Here is a 16,601-nt window from a genome sequence, read left to right as displayed (position 1 = left end):
AACGGTTTCCCCTATTCCCGGCATAATACTTTTTGCCCCGATTCAAAGAGCAGCGCATTTACATCGGCAATATCCCAAAGTTCATGCTCTATACAGAACCGGATAACCAAATCCGATATAGAACTATCGCTTAATGTAAATCCAGCGGTTTTTAAAAAGCCATTAAATTCTGTAATGGGCAGATGCAGGGCAAGGCCAAACGCAATGGCTGTTTCTTTTTTAGGCTTGTAATTGCCGGTTGTCAGTATTTTTGAGTACAGGCGTTTGTCAATCCAGGCCCGTTTGTAAAGTTCCGCTGGTTTTAAGCCCTTTTCTTCCCGCAAGCTCTCAAGGGTAAAGGCAAATGGTTCATGTTGATTTTGTTTCACAAAGGAAGCCAACAGTTCCGTGGCTTCTCCGAAGGCATTCGGTCGTATGCCCCGCTCGGTACCGGGCGGCAGTGATTTGTCTGTTCCCTTAAAAATTGAGGGAATTGACACAAGCCGGTATCGTTTCTTGATATACTCACGGAGTTCCGCAATCAGCGTTTCATGTACCATAGAGGTTCTCCTCCTACTCATCGTCATCGATGATATCATCCGTTTGCGGTAACGATGTGGTTATCAGGTTAATAAGCGGCTTCAAGGCGTCTGCGGCAGGATTAGTACCGATAACACTTTGCTCATCATTACCCCTTTTCTGAAAAAATGTTGTTTAGAAAGTCCTCGGTCATTTCAAGAACCTTTTCAGTTACCCCGTAGATTTCGGCAGTTGCTGCATCCAGGGCATCCACAATAGGACCGGCAATTTGAGCCGCCAGTTCGTCTTCCGTATCAATTTCATCCTGGGTTTTACCGGCATTGATTTCTTCCAGTTCCTCATCGGTACCATCCAAAGATTCCGCAAGCTCGTACAGTTTATCCGCCGTCTCATCGAGTATCGTGGTGATCTTTTCAATACCTTCGCTGAATCCATCTTCATCCTGAAAGTCATCAGTCTCGCTTTCCCTTGTCATATATAAGCCTCCAATTCGTGTATTAGGACCGCTTTGCTGCGCGGGGAACTCTGTTGCAAGTAGCGCTCCTTAATGATTAAGATAAAACAGCATACCGAGAAAATGGTCGCCTCTCAGGGGACTTTCAGGCTATATCGGTTCTGTTTGTGGTGAATTTGAACCAAGTTTTCTGAAAATCCCGGTCCTGCTTTAATCGCCCCACCACTTTTACCCCTCTGCCTTTATGTCCCAAGTTTTGGACACTCCGGGCAAGCTTTGACCAGGATTCAACATCGAAAAAGCTCCCTTTGCCGGAGTATATACTGGATACCGAATAGAAAGCGTTGTTAGTATTTGGGCTATATCGTTATTGTTAACAGATTGTATTTCGTCATCTAAGCTATTCAACATTGCGACAAATACATTATGGGGCATACCCAATTTAAGGGATCTGTGTATTTGTATAGTGGCGCTGTTTTCATCCTGAGGAACGCCGCCGGGCTTTGTGGGCGTTCCTTTTAACATGTGGCGCCTCCGGCTGTCGCCTCGTTCCGGATGGTCTCCGCATCCTGTTCCCATACTGATCTGCATTTTATAAAAGTCAAATAATCCTCTATGTCACGTTTGGTGAATAGAATCCGGTCTCCGATCTTATGATGGGGAATATTCTTCTTGGCAACCTGCCGCCGTAAGGTAATTTCCGCACAATTTAAAATCTTTGCCGTGTCCTTGATGTTGTAAAGCAGGGGTTGTACTGGCGGGCGCTCTGTGGTCTGTATCATCTTTATTTGTCCTCCCATATATATTTTCCCTCTGGTTAGGGATCCTTATGATTTAAAAATACTCTATGGGTTTCTTTATTATCCAATACCGTAGGTTATAAGATTGTTATATTTTTATTATATTTTCAGAAATCAATTATATGTGATGTGGGATTTCGGTCTCAGCCCCGGACCATTGCCGTAGCGCCGGGTAGTGGTCCCCCTCCATAATGACCGTATTCGTCAAAGATACACAATAATAAATTATTTCTTGGAGGATATTGGTTATTAAGTAACTCAATAAAGGCGGCGGCCCCGGAAAAAACTTTATTCAAAAACACAAACCAAAAAAGAAATGGAGTCCGGGGCTGATGCTTCCCTACTCTCTTCCGGGGAGCGCCCCCCCTTGGCTGTATCCGCAGCCGGTTCCCGTGCCCATGGGCGCAGCCTTAAATAAACAAGGACAAGATTGCGCTTATTTGGGGATTGGTCTTGACTTTGTTGGCAAGTTCGTCTGATATTTTAGATACGCCCGCTCCCAAATCGGTCCGCGAAAACGTAAGGCTGGTTTGTGTAGCACCAGGGTTGGACAAAGGCTCTCTGGTCGCATCGAGCGTTTTTTTATTCCATCCAGTAAATAGAGCCCTCCAGGGCTTATGTTTTCCCTATTGGTGGCGGCCCCGCTTCCCCCGCTAGGGGCTCTCTACCTTTTTCATCGGGGATATGCTGGCATCCCGGCGGAAATGGGGGTTTAGAATCGTCCTTGTGGGAAAAATTAGCCCTCCCGGTCTGTCCTAATAGCCTTAATTTTTCTCGTTCTTCCTGGGTGATGGCCGGATGGTTCTCAAGCCATTTATTTTCTAGGATTTCCCGGTCCCTTATGTGAGCAATCTAGGCAATCTTCCCGGTTCCGGGTTCGTAATAATATCTCCTTTCTGGGTAACCGGTCCGCTGTAGTTGTGTGTATCCCCAGTAGCGTTTTCTATGAAATTACCATGAACGTTTAATGTATTTGTGGTTCCGGAACTTCCCTTGGCAAAATTTTGAAATTTCTCAAGCGCTTCTTTCATAGCTTTTATTTTAATTTCTACTTGGCTTAAATATTCCGCCATTCGTATAAAATCATAATACCAAGGTGGTACAAGCTTCTTTCAACCCCTCAAGAAAAATATTACTGTCCATGGGCTTCTCAGGATGGAGACCGTAGAATATAAAACCCGTTTCCCCGTGGGGGTTCTTCCTGACAAGATCTAACAATTTTTCCCGAACCGCCGGCAATAAGGGCGCCTTACGTTCCTCGCCGTTCTTGGGGGTTTTCATCCCGTCCATGACCGACCATGAATGTCTGACATTCAAAACTTTTTCCCCTATGTCCTCCCGTTTTAATGCCTGTATTTCCCCGGCCCTAAGTCCGGTAGTACATGCCAACAAATTAGCGGCATAGGCCCGAGGGTCTTTCCAGGGGACGGAAAAAACGATCTCCGCTTCTTCCGATGTAAGAACCCCCCGTTTTTCCGCTTTCCCGCTGAATCGTGTAATCCCCACAGTAGGATCTGCGGGGATCATCCCCTCATGGTATGCCCAGTTTAAGGCCGTGGTCCCAATAACAACAATTCCGTTAATCGTTGATACCGCCAAGCCGATATCAACCAGGGACATTGAAAAAATTTTAAGGTCCTGCCGGGTAATACTTCCCAAGGTTCGGTTTTTAAATACCGGTATCCAATATTTCTGAACCCGACTTAAAGCAATGCCGCAATGCTTTCGGTCCTTTCCGGTGGGGATTCCGTTCTTTAACCACTCGGCGACTTTTAATAAAGCCTCGTCACGGTTCCTGGTCCCTGTACTGCGCGGGCGGTGAGATTGTATCCCTCCGGGGCTACAATCTCCGCGTAAAAAATGCCGTTCCTTGTGTGTAGATAATACCGGCGCATTGTCTAACCTCCTCGAAAAACTTGGTAGAATACATTTTCTACGGTTTTTCTCATTGATTGAATGACAAGAGCGCCGGGCGTTCCGGTGGTTCTCAATGTAACTCCTTATTTTATAAGGAGTTACTTATTTTCCCCAGGGAGGATTCGACCTTACGGTCGGCAACATCCTGTTGCCTCCCTACAGGCGCCTCCGTGTCCTGCCGGGCGCATCCTGCGCCCTTTTCCTCCCGTTGGTCGGCGGGTGCTCCGGGTTCGAATCCTCAATTTAGTTTGGATTTAAATACTTTTCCCCAGGGAGGATTCGACCTTCCGGTCGGCAACATCCTGTTGCCTCCCTACAGGCGCCTCCGCACCCTTACGCCGCCATCCTGGCGGCTTTTCCTCCCGTTGGTCGGCGGGTGCTCCGGGTTCGAATCCTCAATTTAGTTTGGATTTAAATACTTTTCCCCAGGGAGGATTCGAACCCCCACGAGCAGATCCAGAGTCTACCGTGCTACCATTACACAACCGGGGAATGATACTTTAATAGGAATAACACCAAAAACCGAAAATGTCAATATCGAATAACGTACAAGGGACTAGACGATTACACCTTTTTATACGAATCTTCTTCCACCGGGAGATAGGAGATGAAATGTCGTTCTATGGGTTAATAATTGGCGGCGCCGCATTTATACTAATTGGATTATTCCACCCACTTATTATTCATGCCGAATACCATTTTGGGGTAAAGTCATGGCCGGCTTTTCTGTTGTTTGGAATAGCGCTTTCCATTGCATCATTGCTCATAAAAAATAGTATCCTCAGTTCAATATTGGGGATTATTGCTTTTTGCAGTTTCTGGAGTATTAAGGAATTATTTGAACAACGGAAAAGGGTCGCCCGGGGGTGGTTCCCTAAAAAACCCAGAGGCGTGTAAAATTGTTACAGTGGCGGAAAGACGATTTGTCTGATAAAATATGGTAAGAGGTTAATTATGGATACAAAAAGGTCACTTAAAGGATATCTCCTCCTTGCGGCGGTTTGTTTTTGCGGTTTAACCGCCTGTTCAAGCCGGATCGGAAGCGCCCAATTGGCTGTTCATACTGAATCTACTAAAACCCAGCCCCTTGTAACAACCGGAGCAGTCGGTACCCCCAAGGTTTACATGACCACCGATATAAGCCCGGCAGGGCTGGCGGCAATGTATGAAGCCCTGGGACGCAGGGTAAGCGGCAAAGTGGCGGTAAAAATCAGTACCGGCGAACCCGGGGGGCATCATTTCCTTGCCCCGGAGCTTATTAAAGATCTGGTTCATTCGGTGAATGGTACCATTGTTGAAAGCAATACCGCCTATGGCGGACGGCGCGCAAGCACGGCCTTGCACAGGGTGGTAGTCCAGGAGCACGGCTTTACCGCCATAGCCCCGGTGGATATTTTGGATGAGGACGGTTCCACCAGTCTGCCCTTTGCACGGGGGAAAAATATCACCGAAGATTTTGTCGGTTCCCATTTTACCAATTACGATTCTGTCCTGGTGCTCTCCCACTTTAAGGGCCATCCCATGGGCGGATTTGGCGGCGCCATTAAAAATATTTCCATAGGTATCGCTTCTACCATGGGGAAAGCCTGGATCCACAGCGGGGGTACGAGCAAAACCAATGCCTGGGGAAACCGCAACCAGGATTCATTTCTTGAATCCATGGCGGAAGCTGCCGGCGCTGTTATGAACAGCCTGGGAGATAATATCATGTATATCAGCGTGATGAACCATCTATCCGTTGACTGCGATTGCAGCAGTAATCCTGCCCCACCCGAAATGGACGATATTGGCATCCTAGCTTCCCTTGATCCCGTTGCGTTGGACAAAGCCTGTGTTGACCAGGTTTACGCCTCAGATACCAAACGAAGCTCATCCCTACGTCAGCGTATCGAATCCAGAAACGGCATGCACACCCTCGACCACGCAGAAACCCTCGGGCTTGGCAGCCAAAAATACGAACTGGTCCGGATCGACAGGTAACCCCCTATGGACCCCAGTTAGGTTACCGGGAACGCACTAAAACTGTGTATGGGGTCCTGCCAGCTGGAAAAAGTATCAGGAACCCCCAAAGGGTCCCCCTGATACTTTTTCCACTGTCACCCCCGATAACGTTAGTGTAAGTGCGTTCCCGAGCCGTTTAGGGGGTCCATAGGGGCCTCTGTTTCGCTTAATGGAGTGTAGCTCTTCTGCGCGTAGTCATCTCGTACAGCGAAGTTAGGGCAAACGAAGTGTAGCCCTCCCCCGCGTAGCCATTTCGTACAGCGCTGTTAGGGCAACCGGAGCGCAGCTCTTCTGCGTAGTCATCTCGTACAGCGAAGTTAGGGCGAACGAAGTGTAGCCCTCCCCCGCGCAGTCATTTCGTACAGCGCTGTTAAGGCACCCGGAGCGTAGCTCTTCTGCGTAACCATCTCGTACAGCGAAGTTAGGGTGAACGGAGTTAAACCCCTTAGCACAGGCGCCGGTGGGGGCGGGGAAGCCACGCTGCGGGATATTCTGGAATTCCCTGCTGTAGTAGACCCGCGCAGCGGGGCTGCGGAAGCAGACTCTACAGGCATCCCGCAGTGGGGCTTCCCCGCCCCCACCGGCGTTTTACACAAGGTATGTATAACCCCGTTCCCCCTACCGCACCGACCCTACCACAACCCGGTTCCCCAACACCCGCACAACCGTAACCCCCGTTCCGCTTTCAATAAAGACCCCTTCGGTTTCCACCATACAAGTCCGCCCATCAATCTCCGCTTTCCCCGAAGGACGCAGCGTTGTAACAGCTATACCGGTTTTCCCTACCAACCCCGCGTAGTCATCCCCTATGCCGGAACTACCGGCGGAAACCGGATCTGGACCACCCGCAGTACCGGTGATCCGGCTATGCAGGGTAAGGCGGTCGAAGATCTTTATCTTGGGACCCATGAGGGCGATCAGGGCGATTGCCGTAATGGCGGCGAGGATTCCCGCACACACCACCAGGGCATTACGGCCCAGAAGGATCCACTCAAAATCGTTGCGTGGGATCATAAAATCCTGCATAGAAAGTATCAGTGACAGACCGATGATGACGATCCCCGAAATGCCCACCACGCCAAAGCCGGGGATAAGGAAGATCTCCGCCGCCAAAAGCCCGACGCCCGCCAGAAAAAGGATCAGCTCCAGGGAACCGACCCGGCCCAGGACGAAGCCGGAGCCGAAAACTCCCGCAAAGGCGAGAATTGCCACCAGACCGAATATGCCGAAACCGGGGCTGTTGATTTCCAGAAAGATCATCACCAGGCCCAGGATGATAAGTATGGCCTGGACCGGGGCGGAGGTTAAAATAGAGAGCGCCGTATCCGTAAAGCCGGGAAGGCTTTCTGCGGTCACCGCCGCGGCGCCCAGCCTTTCCAGCAGGGCTTCCTGGGTATCCACGATTCCTGCAGAGAGGCCGTAACGGTAGGCGTCTCCGCTGGTGAGGGAAAGGAGTTTTCCCGGCGCTGAAATCATAGCAACCCGCTCTACTTTTACACCATCCCGCTCATGCCGCTGCAGTTCCGTCAGGGTCAACGCTTCTGTACGGCCGTCAACTACGACTTCCCAGAGTTCCACATCGTAGTCCACCATGGCCAGGGCTATACCCACGGGGTAACCGTTCCGTTCCGCCAGGGCCGCCATCTGGGACCGTACCGCCGCCACAACCTTTTCTCCGGCGCCCTGGGTATCCCCGGACACCACGGTTACCGGCGCTACGGCTCCCACGGAGGTTCCCGCGGCCATGTAAATCTCCGTACAGGAAAAGGCAATCAGGGCCCCTGCGGACCAGCTTATCCCCATGGACTCCGAATTGTTGTTTACCCAGGCCACGGGGCGGATCGGGGAATCATCGGTTCCCTGTATGGACATTATGAAGGAAGCGATCTGCAGGGCCGAATCCACCCGGCCTCCAAAGGTATCAATCTCAAAAATGAGGAAGTTCACCCCCTCCCTCATGGCCCGCCGCGTTTCCCGGCGGACAAAGGTAACCATGGAAGGATCGATATCCCCCCGGATGGTGATAATCCAGGCGTCTCCGGCGGCTGCCGGCGCGGTGTCCGCTTGACCGGATACATTATCCTGGGAAAAAAGCCCGGAAACGGCGAAGAATCCGCATAGACACAGAGCAAGGAGCTGAATATATCGCTGTTTAATTAAATCAACCATTAAATAAGTATACACATTTTTAAAATTTTATGGTACCCTAATCAAAACGTGGTTTCGGAGAGGTTCCGGTGGCAAAAGAAAAAAGGAAATATTGGATCATCCTGGTTTTTTTCATTTTTGTCGCCTATGTTTTTGTTGCCGCCCAGCCGATTCCCGTGGAGACCATCCTGGTTCCCCGCTGGCTCAGTTCCCTGGAGTCGGACTATTCCACAAATATGCTCTCAGAAAACAGCCCGTCCCTGGATTATCTTGTCCCCTTTAAATTGGGAAACCGTTTCGGCTATGTGGATACCCGGGGGCGATTTACCATTAATCAGCCTATCATGGGGGCCGGTACAAGCGGCGTATCCTTTTCGGAAGATCGTTGGGCGGAATTTAAAGCGGTTCCCGATACCATAAATATCCGCAATCCCCAGGGAGAATCCCTCACGGTTATCGAAAAAGGCAGAGGCTATCCCCTATTCCTGGATGGGAAGATTTTTCTTATCGGGGAAGATCAGACTTCCCTTTCCCTGGTGGACGAAAGCGGGGAGATACGCTGGACCTACGATTTTGCGGCTCCCCTTACCTGCATCGATGCCGGTGCGGATCTAATCCTCATCGGTTCCCTGGACGGGACCGTGGAATTGCTGAACGCTTCCGGACAACGGATCTATACCCTTAACCCCGGCGGTTCCCGGCTTGCGGTGATCCTGGGCTGCCGTATCTCCCAGGATGGTTTCCGCTTGGCCATTATTTCGGGCTACGACGATCAGCGCTTCCTGCTTCTGGAACGCTTTGGGAATTCCTACCGGATTGTTTACCACGAATTTCTGGAAGATGGATTCAGACATGCGGTCCATATGGCCTTTGTTGAAAACGACAAATGGATCGTCTTTGAACGTCAGGGCGGGCTTGGGCTTTACGAGATTGAGACCCGGCGGAGTATTAAAACGCCCCTTAATGGAACCATTACAGCCCTGGATGATACGGGCAATAATGGCCTGATCTTTGTAATCAGCGCTTTGGGAAGCGCATCGAAAAATCTGGTCGCCATACGGCTGCCGGGTATCATCGTCATGCAGGCCTCCTTTAAAAGTGAAACCGCCTTTTTAAGCCGGCGGGGTTCGGAACTCTACGTTGGCGGGGGCATGACCCTGGCTTCCTTTGAATTGGAAGAGAGGTAAATATGAAAAACAAGTACCTGTTTTTGCTTGCGGCGTTTTTTGGCCTGTCCGGTCTCCACGGAATGGAATGGCCTACCCAGGAAGGGCTGATGAGCCGTAATTTCGGATGGAATGACCATGGCAAACCTGTTCTGGGGGTGTGTTTTGAGGTTGAAGGTCCCATCCGCGCCGCCGACGCCGGGGAGATCCTCTTCTATAGTGATCCCGAAAATACCGCCTCCCAGCTTCCCTCGCCCCTGGGCGCCTGGGTTGCCCTGGATCACGGCGACGGACTGGTGAGTATATACAGCCGTTTTGACGAAAAGTCATTGCCGGAAACCCTTTCTCTGGTGGAAAAGGATACGGTCATTGCCTCTTCGGGAAAGTCCGGCTGGTCCGATGATGGGGGGTTTCTTTTTTCCCTCTTTGACCGGCGGGAACGGCGCTGGGTTAACCCCTCTATGATCATCACCCCATTGCCGGATACGAAATCCCCGAATATCCTGTCCGTTACCCTGAGTAACGGGAATAACAAAGGTATTACCCTCAGTCCAAGCCCGGCCAGAAACACCATCAGCCAGGGCCGGTATACCGTTTCTGTGGAAGTTTCGGATACCCGGGAAGGAAACGGAGACAGGCAACTGGCTCCCTTCCGTATTGTCTGCTCCTTAAACGGCGTTGAGCTGAGCTATCTTAACCTTGAAACCTTCTCCGTCCGGGATGGAATTGCCATGGCCTATCGAAACAGTCTGGCCCCGGTGCAGCAAGTCTACGCTCCCTACCCCGCCTTTGAAATCGGTGATATCGCTTTTACCCGGGGTCAGGTCACCCTGGAAATAATTGCCCTTGATAGTGTTCAAAACCCCCGAAATGAAATCTACCGGCTCCAGGTTGATTAAAACCTGGTCTACCCCGGTGGGAAAAGAAAGTACCCGGACCATCCCCTGCGCCCTCTGCGGGGGCGCTGAATTTAGTCCGCACCTTTCCTGCTCGGAAAACTCCGTTGCAAGCAGCGAAGGCTTTTCGTATGTCCGCTGCAGGCACTGTGGTTTAGTACAAATGAACCCCCAGCCTGAACAGGCCGAAGTGACTCGGCGTTACCGGGAAGGTTCCGGTACAGAGTACCTGTCCTACGAAATAAAAAACGAATCGGCATTCTTGCATCTCCAGGAACTGGCCTTGGAAGACGCCGGGTTAGAGGAGCTTGAAATGGATCTGCATACCCGGTCCGCCGCCAAGCTCCGGGCATTGGACATAGGCTGCGCCACCGGAGCTTTGTTAGAAAAACTGCGGGATCGCAGCTGGGCTGTAACCGGGGTGGAGATTTCTCCCGCCGCCGAATATGCCCGTAAAAACCGCTCCCTTGATGTACGGAGCCTTCCCCTGGAGGAAAACCGGTTCCCCGATGCGGGTTTCGATATGGTCCTGGCATCCCATTTAATCGAACACCTGAACGATCCTTCTTCCTTTATCCGGGAAGTTTACCGGATACTTACTCCGGGGGGGTATTTTATCGTCACCACCCCGAACATCTCTGGTTTCCAGGCCAGGCTCTTCCGGAGCCGTTGGCGGTCGGCGATTTTTGATCACCTCTACCTATTTTCGATAAAGACCCTGTCCCGGCTTTTAACGAAGCATGGGTTTACGATAGAACGGGTACGTACCTGGGGGGGCCTTGCAGCGGGGATTGCTCCGGCGCCCTTAAAGCGCATAGCCGACAGGGCAGCGAAATTTTTTACAGCCGGAGACGTGATGCTGATCCGGGCAAGGACAGCCCGCTGCGAATAACATAATCGCTTTTCATATTCAACGTAGTACAGTATAATAGAAGATATGAGATTTAAATGCATTATATTTGATCTGGATGGCACCCTGGTGGATACCATCGGCGATATTGCTGCGTCCATGAACCATGCCCTGGAAGAGGGGGGGTTCCCCAGCCTCACCCGGGAAAGTTATGCTAAAATTGTCGGAAACGGCCTGAAAAACCTGGCCACCCAAGCCCTACCATCCTCCGCCCGGGATGAAAAGACCGTGGATACCGTATACCGCAGCGCCGTAACCTATTACAGGGATCACCCGGCGGATCTTTCAAGGCCCTATCCGGGAATACCGGACTTGGTGGCGGAGCTGCGGGGAAAATCGGACCGAAGGTTCGTAACTAAGACCGCCGTCCTGTCCAACAAGGCGGATTCCATAACTCAATTGGTAATCGGGAAGCTCTTCCCCCCCTATGCTTTTGATCTGGTCATGGGAGAGCGGCCGAACCTTCCGCGAAAACCGGACCCTGCCACTACCTGGGAACTTATTACGGAACTGGATGCAAGTCCCCGGGAAACCCTGTTCGTAGGCGATTCGGAGGTGGATGTGACCACAGCCCGGGCCGCAGAATGCAGCTTCCTGGGGGTAAGCTGGGGCTTCCGCGGCAGGGCCGTCCTGGAGGCCGCCGGCGCCGACCGGATCATAGATAATCCGGCGGAACTGTGGGAACTCCTGGCCCTGCGGTACTAAGCAAATCTATACCGAGCCTTTCTTTGCCGTTTCCAGGATACGCCGGAATGCAGAATTGTCCTTTTTTAATTCCCTGGAACCCCTGGTTATCTTGCAAAGCGAAAGCCCCAGGTTTTTCGCAATCTCCCGCTGGGGAAGCCCTGCGTCCAGGGCTTTGACCAGGGCCCACCGGGCGGCAATATCCGCCGTTTCCGCAGGGGTCAGGAGGCAGCGAAGAAAGGATTCGATAAGTTCCGGCTCCCCGGTATTAGCAAGGGTCCGTGATAATTCTCCAAGATTTTCTCCAACCCTGGGATCGTCTATATTCATATTTAATGCTCCCCAAACACTATCGCAGTAAAGGTTTGCAGCTTCGCTTCCGGGTTCTCGCAGGAACCGGGCGGAAGGCCCGCTTTAACACAAATGTAATCCAGATATTCATCCAGATTCCATCCCTGCTCCACCGGCACCTGGGGGAGCAGTACCCCGGCCCGGCCCCTCAGGCTGAGATGAAGCCCGTGGACACCCACCACCACCAGCCGGGGATCGGCGCAGACCTCCATGGGGGAGAGGGCGGAGATTTCGATACCACAGGCGGGCCATTCGTCCCCGGCGAGGGGCGGGAACCGGGGGTCTCCAAAGGCCGCTTCGCAAGCCATGGTACGGACGGTTTTTTCCAAGGGGTCCGGGGATGCCATCCTGCCTATACAACCCCGAAGATTTCCCGCCTTACGGAGGGTCACAAAGGCCCCGCAGGGCCGGAGCAGCGCCGAATTCCCGCTTTCGATTGCCCGCTGCAATTCCGGATTCCGAGGATAGTCGGGTCGCCGGTTTTCCAGTTTGGCGGCAATAGTTTCCCGGGCATCCGCCAAAAGGGCCTTCCGTTCTTCGGAATTTATGGTAAAATCCATACATACAGTGTATCATGGATACACAAATTTGAGAACAACCATGAATGTGCAAAACAACAAGGGATTATTCATCAACGCCGTCAAATACTCCTTTCCGGTCCTCTTGGGTTACTTCACTATCGGAATAGCCGCCGGGCTCCTCCTGGCAGACGCCGGTTATCCCTGGTGGCTCAGCCTGATCATGAGCGTGGTGATGTACGCCGGAGCCGGCCAGTATATCGCCGTGGGCCTCTTTGCCGCCGGCGCGGGCCTTCTTGAGGCAGCACTGGTACAGTTGGTGGTCAACGCCCGGCACATAGCCTACGGCCTCACCATGTTCAAACGGTTCAATGCCGCCGGCCCTTATAAATACTATCTCATCTTTGCCCTTACGGATGAAACCTTCGCCCTCCTCTCTTCCCTGCCCGAGGGGGATGACCAGTGTCATGAAAATAAAAGCCGCTTTATGTTCCTGGTTGCGCTCCTGAACCATGTATACTGGACCATTGGCACGGTGATCGGCGCTTTGCTGGGAACCCTCATCCCCTTCAGCATGGAGGGGATCAGCTTTGCCCTAACCGCCCTGTTTATCGTTCTCATGATCGAACAGATACTCCGGGTAAAGCGCCCCAAGCCCTTTATCATTTCCGCCCTGGCGGCGATCCTGGGCGTAGTGTTTCTGCCTTCCCGGCTCTCCCTGCTTTCGGCCATGGTGATTGCCCTGGTTGCCGTACAACTGCTGACGGGGAAGAGCTCTGTAAAAAACGGGAATGGTACGGAGGCCGGTAATGGTTAGCGTCACCCAAGCCCTTGTCATGACCTTCGTCATGGGGGCGGTAATTTTTTTCTGCCGGGCGTTTCCTTTCCTGTTCTTCCAGAAAAAAACATCGGAGGCCTTCCTGTCCCTGGTGGAAAAAACCGCTCCCCCGGTGGCCATGACCGTGCTGGCCTTCAACGCCATAAGCGGGCTCATCAAAGACAACATCCACATAAGCATCCCGGTGCTGATAGCTTCCGCCTTCACCGCCCTGGTGCATCTCTGGAAGCGGAATGCCCTGATCAGTATTATTGGCGGAACCGCGGTGTATATGGTCCTGAGCAGAATATTCACTTGACCCTAAATAGCCTACTATATATTATCGTATGGGAAAGGAGATTAGAGTATGGCGGATTTATCAATTTCGAGAGTTGGAACCTATTACCTGGGGACAAGCGGAGAAAGCTACCGTAATTACCTGTCTCATGCCGCAATGACCAAAGACATTGTAGGATCGGTAGAGCGGGGCGCGGCGGCTAACGTGGCGGCGACCGCCATCGCTACCAGACAGATAAGCGGCGCAATAAACGAGCAAGGCGCGGCCATTGCGCGGCACATCACGGCGAACACAGCAGTGTTGGAACAGGGATTTAGCGGACTTTTGCAGCAGGGCGCAGAGACGAATGCCCGCCTCTATTCGATAGAGAGCGGATTGGGAAGTATACGTGCGGACTTTAACCAGGGAATGGCGCAGCTTAACGATACGTTTACCAGGGTCGGCGCGGCCATCTGCGACAGGCTGGACGCGATTGATGAAAAGCTGAGCAACCCCGTTTTAATGCAATCAAGGGAACTCTACCGCCGCGCCGCTACGAATTACAACAAAGGTTTCTTTGAGGAAGCGGTTGAAGACCTCCGGAAAGCGCTGGATATTTACAAGACCGATTACCTATCGTGGTTCCTGCTGGGCAAAGTTTATCTCTTTGGCGCGGGGGAGTTTTCCTGCGTGATGGATCTCGACAAATCAATTGCTGCCCTTGAGAGCGCTGCGAAATATATCAAACCGGATGCTGCCGGACATGGGGAAGCGCGGCTCACCGCAGCGGAGATTCTGTTTTTTCTGGCTCTGGCACGGCAGACCAAGGCAAGGGACGCAGCGGTAAGCGCCAAGACTGCGGAAGATCCGGCGCTTTTAACAAACGCAAGGACGGCCTATACCCAGTCCTTTGAGTATTCAAACGGGATGCTTGAATCCCTGTATAACGCCGCCCGCTGTGACATACTGCTGGGCGACAACGGCGCCGCCCTGGACAAGCTGCGGACGCTCATTATCGCCGACCGGATCTATGCGCTAAAGCCGCTTTCCGATCCGGACTTTGTACCGGTGTATGACGGCATCGACAAGCTTATTGCGTCCATGAAAGCGGAAACCTATGCCGCGCTGCGGAAGGCTTTTGACGCGCTTGACCAGGGCAAAAAAAACCTTGAAGCGAACTCCGGGCCGCTTCCTTCGGCAATTGCGGGGTGGATAGCCGCGCTGCCGGCGCCCACAGAGCAGTCGCCGTATTTTGACATACGCGATGTTATTGAGAATTTAGCGCCCTTTATGGCTACATCCGCGGCGCTTGCAGAACTATATGTGATTGACAATCTCAAAAAAACCCTTGAGGCGCTCTCGGTCCCGCTTCCTTCGGAGATTGAGCAGCAGATAGCCGCATTGTCTGTGCTGCTCGTAGCGCAAGAGCCGTATTTGGATACAACACCGTTTCTGGCTATAAAGAAAGCGCTTGAAAAAATACTCACCTGGCGGCGGCAAAACGGAAGGGTTATCCCGAGAGAGGGGGCGGTACATGGCGAAAGAGTGCACTCCATGGTGTTCAGTTCCGAAGGGAGCTTCGCGCTTTCCTGCTCTGCGTCTACCGTACGACAGTGGGATCTGAGTACGGGAAGGCAAATTCGTGAGCTTCCGAAATTCTCAAACAGTGCGGTGTTCAGTCCCGATGGGCGTTTTGTGCTTTCATCGACTGTGGACGCAATGAAGCTGTGGGATGTAAACACAGGTAATGAAATCCGTACATTCCCCAAGCAAATCAATTTGAGATATACGGCGATCAATTCCGATGGGAACTTTGTACTCTCCAGTAATAAGGAAAATACTACCGTACACTTGTGGGATGTAAGCACGGGCAAGGAAATCCGCACGTTTTTGCTTAAATCTACTCAAGGCTCTCTGTCTTTTTATAAGGGCGCTGAACAAACTGAGGTAAAAAAGGTGGCGTTCAGTCCCGACGGGCGCTTCGCTCTCGCAATCACAGAATTTAAAGCCAGCAACGGGTCCTATTATCTCGAAATGTCTCTGTGGGATATAAATACGGGTGAGCTAATCCATAGCAAGTCGTGTTCCGAAGGCAACCGGAAAACCCCTGATGTGTACTCTGTGGTGTTCAGTCTTGATGGGCGTTTTGTGCTTTTATCCACAGGGGATGAAATACAGATGTGGGATGTAAGCGATGTAAAATATTGCTATAAAACCCATACGTTTTCCGGATATACCGGTATTGCGCGTTCTGCGGTGTTCAGTCCCGATGGGCGCTTCGTACTCTCAGGCTCCGGCAGCGAAATGACACTATGGGATGTAAGTACACGCATGGGCATGGGCAGGGCAATCCACACGTTTTCCGTGGACGCCGATGTGTATTCTGTGGCGTTCAGCCCCGACGGGCGCTTCGCGCTCACAGGCTCTGGCGGTAAGAGTTCTAATGAGCATGGTGAAATGAGGCTCTGGGAACTTGATGAAGTGGAACGGCAGTGGCAGGAGGAAGAATTGAAACGGCTGGATGCGCTTTTCCCGTCTCAAAAGAACAGCGAAGGTGTTACCCTCACCGGCTACACCGGTGGGGAAGGACAAGTGGAAGTGGATGTCCCCAATGAAATCAGAGGCATTCCCGTCACAGAAATCGGATCAGGGGTGTTTACATTTAGCGATAATGGTGTTAAGCAGGTGCATATTCCCGCAAGCGTTACCGTTATCAACGAGGGAGCGTTTGCAGGTACTGCCTCAAGAATGAGTGTCACCATTGAGGCGGGGGTACGGTTGACCGATTCAAGTTTTCCCACCGGTTTCGCCGATGTCTACAACCGCAACGGGAAAAAAGCAGGATATTATTCTTATGGGCTGAAGAAAAGTCTTTTCGGAAAGAAGTGGGAAATGTATAAAGGTTAGGGGCGCCTGGAATAGCATCTGGCACACCCCTTGTTGTGGGTCAAGTTTAGCCCATAACGAGCCGGGGAAATTGAAAAAAGGAGAACTATGAAGAAAACAGTATAAAATATCGTGACACAGAAAAAATTGTGCTATATTATCCTTATATTCTATAATATAAAGGGTGGAATTATGTCCGGTAGCCTGTTTATCGACTGTCTTGACCAGTTAAAATGTCATAAAAAAATACTTACTAC

The 16,601-nt window shown here is 51.7% G+C and carries 17 protein-coding genes, 1 tRNA gene and 1 pseudogene; 9 read left to right on the top strand and 10 right to left on the bottom strand.

Features of this window, described 5'->3' with window-relative positions; genetic code table 11:
- Positions 1-11 precede the first annotated feature (11 nt).
- From LQZ19_RS15910 to LQZ19_RS15880, 7 genes and pseudogenes are all read right to left on the bottom strand, one after another.
- Positions 12-539 carry a helix-turn-helix domain-containing protein gene (locus LQZ19_RS15910; protein ID WP_411048671.1) on the bottom strand — a complete coding sequence of 176 codons (528 nt, stop codon included), beginning with the start codon at positions 537-539 and terminating at the stop codon, positions 12-14.
- A 128-nt stretch (positions 540-667) separates the two neighbouring features.
- A complete protein-coding gene (locus LQZ19_RS15905) occupies positions 668-994 on the bottom strand; it encodes a hypothetical protein (RefSeq protein ID WP_411048670.1) in 327 nt (108 codons plus the stop codon).
- A 178-nt stretch (positions 995-1,172) separates the two neighbouring features.
- Positions 1,173-1,280, bottom strand: a pseudogene (locus LQZ19_RS15900) (single-stranded DNA-binding protein); the annotation flags it as partial.
- Positions 1,281-1,491: 211 nt separating this feature from the next.
- Entirely contained in the window at positions 1,492-1,755 is a 264-nt protein-coding gene (locus LQZ19_RS15895; RefSeq protein ID WP_411048669.1) for a helix-turn-helix domain-containing protein, read from the bottom strand.
- A gap of 857 nt (positions 1,756-2,612) precedes the next feature.
- Positions 2,613-2,846, bottom strand: a complete 234-nt coding sequence (locus LQZ19_RS15890; RefSeq protein ID WP_411048668.1) for a hypothetical protein — start codon at positions 2,844-2,846, stop codon at positions 2,613-2,615.
- 10 nt (positions 2,847-2,856) lie between these two features.
- On the bottom strand, positions 2,857-3,393 hold the full coding sequence (locus tag LQZ19_RS15885) for a tyrosine-type recombinase/integrase (protein ID WP_411048667.1): 537 nt from the start codon (positions 3,391-3,393) through the stop codon (positions 2,857-2,859).
- Positions 3,394-4,111: 718 nt separating this feature from the next.
- Positions 4,112-4,182, bottom strand: a tRNA-Gln gene (locus tag LQZ19_RS15880).
- Between the two features lie 36 nt (positions 4,183-4,218).
- Here LQZ19_RS15880 and LQZ19_RS15875 point away from each other — a divergent pair.
- Positions 4,219-4,587 carry a DUF4491 family protein gene (locus LQZ19_RS15875; RefSeq protein ID WP_411048666.1) on the top strand — a complete coding sequence of 123 codons (369 nt, stop codon included), beginning with the start codon at positions 4,219-4,221 and terminating at the stop codon, positions 4,585-4,587.
- Between the two features lie 57 nt (positions 4,588-4,644).
- Positions 4,645-5,670 carry a DUF362 domain-containing protein gene (locus tag LQZ19_RS15870; RefSeq protein WP_411048665.1) on the top strand — a complete coding sequence of 342 codons (1,026 nt, stop codon included), beginning with the start codon at positions 4,645-4,647 and terminating at the stop codon, positions 5,668-5,670.
- Between the two features lie 639 nt (positions 5,671-6,309).
- On the opposite strand, the gene LQZ19_RS15865 is transcribed toward LQZ19_RS15870, so the two are convergent.
- Positions 6,310-7,860, bottom strand: coding sequence for an NfeD family protein (locus LQZ19_RS15865; protein WP_411048664.1), 1,551 nt, complete (start codon positions 7,858-7,860; stop codon positions 6,310-6,312).
- 68 nt (positions 7,861-7,928) lie between these two features.
- Between LQZ19_RS15865 and LQZ19_RS15860 the strand changes: the two genes are divergently transcribed.
- From LQZ19_RS15860 to LQZ19_RS15845, 4 genes are read left to right on the top strand one after another with little or no spacing between them, the layout of a single operon-like run.
- Positions 7,929-9,026, top strand: coding sequence for a WD40 repeat domain-containing protein (locus LQZ19_RS15860; protein WP_411048663.1), 1,098 nt, complete (start codon positions 7,929-7,931; stop codon positions 9,024-9,026).
- 2 nt (positions 9,027-9,028) lie between these two features.
- Positions 9,029-9,904: a hypothetical protein gene (locus LQZ19_RS15855; protein WP_411048662.1), complete on the top strand. Its 876-nt coding sequence runs from the start codon at positions 9,029-9,031 to the stop codon at positions 9,902-9,904.
- Complete coding sequence (locus tag LQZ19_RS15850; RefSeq protein WP_411048661.1) at positions 9,876-10,793, top strand: class I SAM-dependent methyltransferase; 918 nt, start codon at positions 9,876-9,878, stop codon at positions 10,791-10,793. Before LQZ19_RS15855 ends, LQZ19_RS15850 begins: the two co-directional genes overlap by 29 nt.
- Positions 10,794-10,838: 45 nt before the next feature.
- Positions 10,839-11,516, top strand: coding sequence for an HAD family hydrolase (locus LQZ19_RS15845; protein WP_411048659.1), 678 nt, complete (start codon positions 10,839-10,841; stop codon positions 11,514-11,516).
- 6 nt (positions 11,517-11,522) lie between these two features.
- Here the strand turns inward: LQZ19_RS15845 and LQZ19_RS15840 are convergent, their stop codons facing one another.
- Positions 11,523-11,825 carry a Trp family transcriptional regulator gene (locus tag LQZ19_RS15840; RefSeq protein ID WP_411048658.1) on the bottom strand — a complete coding sequence of 101 codons (303 nt, stop codon included), beginning with the start codon at positions 11,823-11,825 and terminating at the stop codon, positions 11,523-11,525.
- A gap of 2 nt (positions 11,826-11,827) precedes the next feature.
- Positions 11,828-12,406: an AmmeMemoRadiSam system protein A gene (amrA, locus tag LQZ19_RS15835; protein WP_411048657.1), complete on the bottom strand. Its 579-nt coding sequence runs from the start codon at positions 12,404-12,406 to the stop codon at positions 11,828-11,830.
- A gap of 40 nt (positions 12,407-12,446) precedes the next feature.
- Here amrA and LQZ19_RS15830 point away from each other — a divergent pair, with 40 nt between their 5' ends.
- From LQZ19_RS15830 to LQZ19_RS15820, 3 genes are read left to right on the top strand one after another with little or no spacing between them, the layout of a single operon-like run.
- Positions 12,447-13,181, top strand: a complete 735-nt coding sequence (locus LQZ19_RS15830) for an AzlC family ABC transporter permease (protein ID WP_411048656.1) — start codon at positions 12,447-12,449, stop codon at positions 13,179-13,181.
- Positions 13,174-13,500: a branched-chain amino acid transporter permease gene (locus tag LQZ19_RS15825; protein WP_411048655.1), complete on the top strand. Its 327-nt coding sequence runs from the start codon at positions 13,174-13,176 to the stop codon at positions 13,498-13,500. The genes LQZ19_RS15830 and LQZ19_RS15825 overlap by 8 nt, the downstream gene beginning before the upstream one ends.
- Before the next feature lie 48 nt (positions 13,501-13,548).
- A complete protein-coding gene (locus LQZ19_RS15820; protein ID WP_411048654.1) occupies positions 13,549-16,365 on the top strand; it encodes a hypothetical protein in 2,817 nt (938 codons plus the stop codon).
- The last annotated feature ends 236 nt before the right edge of the window (positions 16,366-16,601 follow it).

The organism is Treponema primitia (genome assembly GCF_046533075.1).
GTDB classification, from domain to species: domain Bacteria; phylum Spirochaetota; class Spirochaetia; order Treponematales; family Breznakiellaceae; genus Termitinema; species Termitinema primitia_B.
Note: the sequence above shows the minus strand (reverse complement) of the source record. Positions and strands in the feature narration are given on the sequence as shown.